This window comes from Methylobacterium sp. E-041 (assembly GCF_022829665.1).
Classification (GTDB): domain Bacteria; phylum Pseudomonadota; class Alphaproteobacteria; order Rhizobiales; family Beijerinckiaceae; genus Methylobacterium.
Window position 1 is genome coordinate 1 of record NZ_JAKSYQ010000240.1, and the last position, 5,705, is coordinate 5,705.

The window sequence follows — 5,705 nt, forward strand, 5'->3', positions numbered from 1 at the left end:
CCCGCACTGCTCACAGCGGAATGACAGGCGGGCGGCAGATATGGGCATCTGCCAGTGGTGCGCCTACGTGCCGTCGTTGCACGATGCGGAGCCCGCCGAGGCGGCCTGAAAACCAAAAAAGTAACACGCCAAAGCACGCAATGATTTTGCAGTGCAGCACGTTCGGCTGGTATGCCAAGCGTGACGCCCTACGAAATCACCATCCTCGCCGCTGGCATTCAGCGGACCTTAGTTCGCACAAACCGAGCGGGAGGCGGCATTGATGGGCGAGTCGGTCCTTCGTCGTTTTGAGGGCAAGCTGGGTCTGATCAGCTTCTGGATTGATGCTCTCGATAAGGGTGCCCTCAAGCGCTTAGGCGCCTATCTGAGCAGCGTACTCACCGAAATGATGGGGACGGGCGAAGTGGTGGCGTAGGCGGCCTACACGGCAGAGGGCGTGCTGACCAAGCCCGCTCCGGCCGTCAGTTTCGGTTTATCGAGAGCTTCTCTCGGTTGATCTGCCACGCCTACGGGATCGAGCGTCCCCAAGGCTTCAAGCGCGAGCTTCATTCGCGCTGGCATCGCGTCATTGATGACAAGCGGAAACGCTTCTACCAGCGCACGACGAACACCCACCTTGAATGGTGTTTGACGACCTGAGCTATAAAAATTAGTCCAAAGGGGCCCAATCACAGTCATAGCTCCCCGAGCCAGCTGCATACCAAGCATCGCGCATTTTAAGCAAATCTAATAACCTCTCTCAACCACACTACGGCGCACAGATTGCCTACTTCGTCTACGATCTCAAATCGCCGGCCATCGATCACTTTGCCTTCGCAAAGCCTTTCTGCGAGTAAATATCGCGTTGATGTACGAGTTTCTTATTTCGCCGATTTAACGTTGGGAAGGTCTGATCCGTCTGGATCTTCGATGAGATCGTCGCCATCACGCAGGTGAAGGTAGAAACGGGGCATCGAAGACCTCGATCTCTATTCGTCTGCTTTCAAGCGTCGTCAGCGAGCGGGCCTGCCTCATCGATCTGCTCACCCTGGTCATCACGAACCGGCGTCAGCTCGACCGGTGGGAACAACTCAGCCAATCCCTGAGCTACGCCGTAGAGGACAGGATCAGAGTCTGGGCCAGACAGGGGTACGCAGTGATCCCGATGTCGCATTTTGCGCTCTGCTACTGGTCTCGGAAGGAGGCCGGCGCAGGCCCCATCAATTTTAAGTTGAGATAGCTAATATGATCAAAAGATGGTTTCTACGCAATTGGTTCCACGCCAATCGCCTTGAAAAACCGTCGTAAAACAGCACCAGGGAATTGCTGCGACGCACAACCTACAAGCGTAGCCTTGATCAGTTGTGATCGATCCGCCAGACCTTTCACGAAGAAGAGCGCGCCGGTCTCCCGGTCACGCCCTGCTCGTCGCAGTCCAAATTGTCAGCGTCGATCTTAAGCGGTGCGCGCTTCGATCAGCTGCACCTGCACCACAGTCCACTTCCCACCACACGCCGTCGTGAGCCCCAGATCACCTGCGCCGGGCCAATACGCAGTGCATGGCCCAGATGCAGGATGCCGCAACGCGGTTGAGCCACCGTCAGACCGGATGCAGGTGTGATGTGCCGGCATGGGGCGCTGAGCGGCCTCAGGCCGTCTCGGCAGCCTTCTTACGGCCGCGGGCCTTCGGAGCTGCCTTAGACGCTTCTACGACCTTAGGCTTCCGACCACGGGTCTTGGGCTCCTCGGAGATCGTCTCTTCCGTATCAGCAGCCTTCGGAGCCGCCTTGCGCCGCTTCTGACCAAGACCGAGCGAATGCGCCAGGGCCGAGCGCTGCGCCGAGTAGTTAGCCGTCGTCATCGGATAATCGGCAGCCAAGCCGTATTTCGCCCGGTAGCTCTCGGGGGTAAGGCCCCGGATCGTCAGGTGCCGGCGCAACGTCTTGTAGAGCTTGCCATCCTCGAAGCTGATGAGCGCGTCCGGCGTGACCGACTTGCGGATCTGGGCCGCGGTTGGCTTTTCCGGACCAGCGGGCTCCGCGGGGGCTTCGTTGCTGAGGCCAGCCAAAGCGGTATGCACGCTGGCGATCAGATTGTGCAGTTCGGCAACCGGCACGCTGTTGTTTGATACGAAGGCGGCAACGAGTTCGGCCGTCATCTCGATGCTGCGGCCTGTCAGTGTGTGTTCGGTCTCATCCATAACCAGCTGTCAATCCTATGCAACCTGCAGAAGCAGGCACCCTGCATATATCTCGCCAGAGTGGAAGTCTGCGACTAAAAATCCTTCTAAATTTCGTACGATCTACTTCTTAAGTCAGCCTTTCTGAACCATTCAACGGATATTCCATCGTCATTCGATGGACGAAACAGCATGGACGAACCTGATTACCCGCGGCAGTCTCCGCGCCGGGAGACGATGATCATCGGAGCAATCCGCACGGATGCCGGGGATGAGATCCCCTGTGTGGTGCGTGACGTTTCGAAGGAAGGTGCCCGGATCTCGGTCTCGCAAAAGGAACCGCTGACGGATTGTTTGGAACTTACGCTGCAAGGTTCTCAGCGGTCCGTGCGCATGTGTGTCGTGTGGCGCCGCGGTCCCTTCGTCGGGCTATCGATCCTCGGCATCACGACCCCCGTGACCGGTGGGGCCAGCGGCTAGGTACGTAGCGGCTTAGGGTCCGGACCCTAATTCGGCGGCATCCGTGCCTGGGCGTCCTGAAACTTTTTGCTGACCAGCGCCGTAGCGATACGCGACGAAAGTATCGTGTCCAGGCTGCAAGCCTTGATTTGAGTGCGCGCTGCTTACTGTAAAACTATCATAGTATATAAAATTAGTTTTCGAATGTAGGGAACGGCAATACGATAATGCTGTTGTTCAGTGGGTTGGATAATATGTTCACCTCCATAGGAGATCATGCATGAAAAACTTCGCTCTCGCCCTCACCGCCCTGGCCGCCCTCGGCGGCGTGGCGCTGGCCGCCGGCTCCGCATCGGCCGCCCCGATGGCCGTCAACGGCCTAAATTCCGATACCGGCGTGACTCAGGTCCGCATGATGCACGGCGACCGGATGATGATGAAGAAGCGCATGATGCGGAAGCGGATGATGAAGAAGCGCATGATGATGAAGCGTGGCATGTAATTTGAGGCGCCCTGTACTGCCGGAGGCCCTGATCCAGGGGCCTCCACCCTTTTAAAAAATCGCCCCGAGGGAGGCCGTTTGCCACGCACCTACCTGACGCGCTCAGCACCCGACACGGGCGAGGTCGAGACACGACGCTGGACGTTCCGGCACCCGGTCGTCATCCGCGTCACGCATTGGGTGAATGCGATCTGTCTCTTAGTGCTGCTGATGAGCGGCTTGCAGATCTTCAACGCTCACCCAGCCCTGTACTGGGGCAAGGTCTCGACCTTTGACACGCCGCTCCTGGCGATGTCCTCGACCGAGAACGATCCGCCCCAGGGCGTGACCACGGTCCTCGGGCGCACCTTCGATACCACCGGCTATCTCGGCTCGTCCGCCGGTGCCGACGGCGACCCAGCGGATCGCGGCTTCCCGTCCTGGCTGACCCTGCCGAGCGACCAGGACCTCACCGGCGGACGCAGCTGGCACTTCTTCTTCGCCTGGGCCTTCGTCCTGAACGGCGCCCTCTACCTGCTCTACGGCCTGTTCAGTGGGCAACTCCGGTTCCGGGTGATCCCGTCGCGCGACCAGGTCCGGCACTTCGGCGCCTCGGTCTGGGAGCACCTCACCCTGCGCTTCCCGCAGGGCGACGAGGCCAAGCGCTACAACATCATCCAGAAGCTCACCTACGCCCTCGTTCTGTTCGTGCTTCTGCCGTTGCAGGTACTGGCGGGCCTGGCGATGTCGCCAGCCATGGATGCGGCCTTTCCGTTCCTGCTGACCCTGTTCGACGGCCGGCAATCGGCGCGTACGGTGCACTTCGTCGTGGCGGCGCTGCTGGTCCTGTTCGTGATCGTGCACATCGCCCTGGTCCTGCTCTCGGGCTTTTGGAACATCATGCGCGGCATGGTGACCGGCTGGTTCGTGATCGAGCGCAAGGTCGAGCCGACCGGCGCCACGGGTGAGCCCCGGGCGTGAGACGCCCACCGAGCCGACGTTCCCTCCTAAAGGGGGCTTCCGCCGCATCCGCGGCGGCCATGCTTGGCGGGTGCGACCGCCTCGGCAACGCGGTGTGGTTCCAGCGAACGCTCAAGACCGGCGAGGACGCAAACCTGTTCGTCCAGCGCCTGCTCCTCACCGAACGCAGCCTGGCGCCAGAATACACCGAGGCCGACATCTCGCCGTGGTTCAAGCCGAACGGCACCGAGGACCCGCCGGACAAGGATTACAAGGCCTTGGCGAAAGGCAAGTTCGCCAAGTACCACCTGGAAGTCGGCGGCCTCGTGGAGGCTCCCTTCAAGCTGTCCCTAGCCGAGCTTCGCAAGCTACCGGCGCGCACCCAGATCACCCGGCACGATTGCGTCGAAGGATGGAGCGCTATCGGCAGGTGGACTGGGACGCCGCTCGCCGATCTCCTCACCCGGGCCAAGCTGAAGCCGGAGGCGCGCTACGTGGTGTTCCACTGCGCCGACACCATGGACCGGGGCGAGGACGATGGTGGTACGGACACCGCACAGGACGGCGGTCCCGAAGAGGCGGCGCCCGCGGGCAATGCCAACCCGGCTATGACCAAGCAGTCGGGCGGCGGGGAGAGTAAACGGAGCTCGGGCGGGCAGCAGGCGTCCGACGAAACCGCGGCCACTGCCGGCGAGCCTGTCCGCTACTACGAGAGCATCGACCTGGTGGACGCGTTCCACCCGCAGACCATCCTCGCCTACGACATGAACGGCAAGGCGCTTCCCGTCTCGAACGGCGCCCCGCTGCGCCTGCGCGCGGAACGCAACCTCGGCTACAAGCAGGCCAAGTACGTGATGCGCATCGAGGTGGTCGCGAGCCTTGCCGGCATCGGCGAGGGCAAGGGCGGCTACTGGGAGGATCAGGGCTACGCTTGGTATGCCGGCATCTGAGCCGTCTGCGCGCCGTCGGCTTCGGGACGTGGACCTGATCTCACGGGAGGCGGCGGAAGGTCAAAACGTGGCAGATATTTAACGACCGCTAGCCCCAATTTTTTGTCCAGGAGCGGACGGGCAGAACTTCGCCCGTTCCAATCATTTGACGCGGCTTCACCGAGAGCCTGAGAGCAGAAGTTCCCAAGGCCTGCAATGGGTCGGTAGCTGCCGGCCCTTGCCGTCGAGAAAACGGTCGGTTTTCCGTCGAACAGGCGGGTCAAAGACAGAAAATATTTGTAACAATATGCTTCAAATGATCTATAAAATAATTTGTAATGCAACCTGTGATTGATTTATATTACAGATTTGTGCTTTGAATATAGTCTCGGTACGCAGGAGCATTAATTTTGCTTTAGATATTCGCCTCTAGCGTTGGTTGACTGCTCCGAGTCCGCCGACGACGCTATGCTCTACCGCCCTATCTTTCCAGCCCGTGCGCGGCCGGTCCGAACGTTTCGTACGTTCGCAACCGCCACCGAGGGGGCCGCGGCGGTCGAGTTCGCCCTCGTGTCGCTGCCCTTCCTGGCGCTGGTCGGCGCGATCATCCAGATCGCGTTCGTGATCTGGGCCGGCCAGAACTTCGACCGCACCGTCCAGAACGCGGTGCGCGGCCTGTTCACCGGCCAGTTCCAGATCGCCAACAGTGGGACGACCA

8 protein-coding genes are annotated in these 5,705 nt (G+C 60.6%); 6 read left to right on the forward strand and 2 right to left on the reverse strand.

Translation table 11 applies throughout. From position 1 onward, the window contains the following. The first annotated feature begins 262 nt into the window (after window positions 1-262). Complete coding sequence (locus tag MKK70_RS22600; protein ID WP_243950056.1) at window positions 263-415, forward strand: hypothetical protein; 153 nt, start codon at window positions 263-265, stop codon at window positions 413-415. Between the two features lie 445 nt (window positions 416-860). Here MKK70_RS22600 and MKK70_RS31145 read toward each other — a convergent pair whose 3' ends face one another. After that, the gene (locus MKK70_RS31145) at window positions 861-953 is read right to left on the reverse strand and encodes a DUF6894 family protein (protein ID WP_409566136.1); all 93 of its coding nucleotides are present in this window, start codon (window positions 951-953) and stop codon (window positions 861-863) included. A gap of 674 nt (window positions 954-1,627) precedes the next feature. Beyond that, window positions 1,628-2,179: a MucR family transcriptional regulator gene (locus MKK70_RS22605; RefSeq protein ID WP_243950058.1), complete on the reverse strand. Its 552-nt coding sequence runs from the start codon at window positions 2,177-2,179 to the stop codon at window positions 1,628-1,630. A gap of 171 nt (window positions 2,180-2,350) precedes the next feature. Between MKK70_RS22605 and MKK70_RS22610 the strand changes: the two genes are divergently transcribed. The 5 genes from MKK70_RS22610 to MKK70_RS22630 form a co-directional block, all read left to right on the forward strand. Further along, window positions 2,351-2,638, forward strand: a complete 288-nt coding sequence (locus MKK70_RS22610) for a PilZ domain-containing protein (protein WP_243938854.1) — start codon at window positions 2,351-2,353, stop codon at window positions 2,636-2,638. Between the two features lie 259 nt (window positions 2,639-2,897). Next, a complete protein-coding gene (locus MKK70_RS22615; protein ID WP_243938853.1) occupies window positions 2,898-3,119 on the forward strand; it encodes a hypothetical protein in 222 nt (73 codons plus the stop codon). A 78-nt stretch (window positions 3,120-3,197) separates the two neighbouring features. Beyond that, window positions 3,198-4,079 carry a cytochrome b/b6 domain-containing protein gene (locus MKK70_RS22620; RefSeq protein ID WP_243950061.1) on the forward strand — a complete coding sequence of 294 codons (882 nt, stop codon included), beginning with the start codon at window positions 3,198-3,200 and terminating at the stop codon, window positions 4,077-4,079. Next, on the forward strand, window positions 4,076-5,008 hold the full coding sequence (locus MKK70_RS22625; protein WP_243950062.1) for a molybdopterin-binding protein: 933 nt from the start codon (window positions 4,076-4,078) through the stop codon (window positions 5,006-5,008). The genes MKK70_RS22620 and MKK70_RS22625 overlap by 4 nt, the downstream gene beginning before the upstream one ends. Before the next feature lie 447 nt (window positions 5,009-5,455). Next, on the forward strand, window positions 5,456-5,705 hold a 250-nt coding region (locus tag MKK70_RS22630), incomplete at its 3' end, for a TadE/TadG family type IV pilus assembly protein (protein WP_243950064.1).

Coding starts and splice junctions, on each gene's coding strand:
- MKK70_RS22600 (WP_243950056.1), top strand. CDS start 263: ATGGGCGAGTCGGTCCTTCGTCGTTTTGAGGGCAAGCTGGGTCTGATC.
- MKK70_RS31145 (WP_409566136.1), bottom strand. CDS start 953: ATGCCCCGTTTCTACCTTCACCTGCGTGATGGCGACGATCTCATCGAA.
- MKK70_RS22605 (WP_243950058.1), bottom strand. CDS start 2,179: ATGGATGAGACCGAACACACACTGACAGGCCGCAGCATCGAGATGACG.
- MKK70_RS22610 (WP_243938854.1), top strand. CDS start 2,351: ATGGACGAACCTGATTACCCGCGGCAGTCTCCGCGCCGGGAGACGATG.
- MKK70_RS22615 (WP_243938853.1), top strand. CDS start 2,898: ATGAAAAACTTCGCTCTCGCCCTCACCGCCCTGGCCGCCCTCGGCGGC.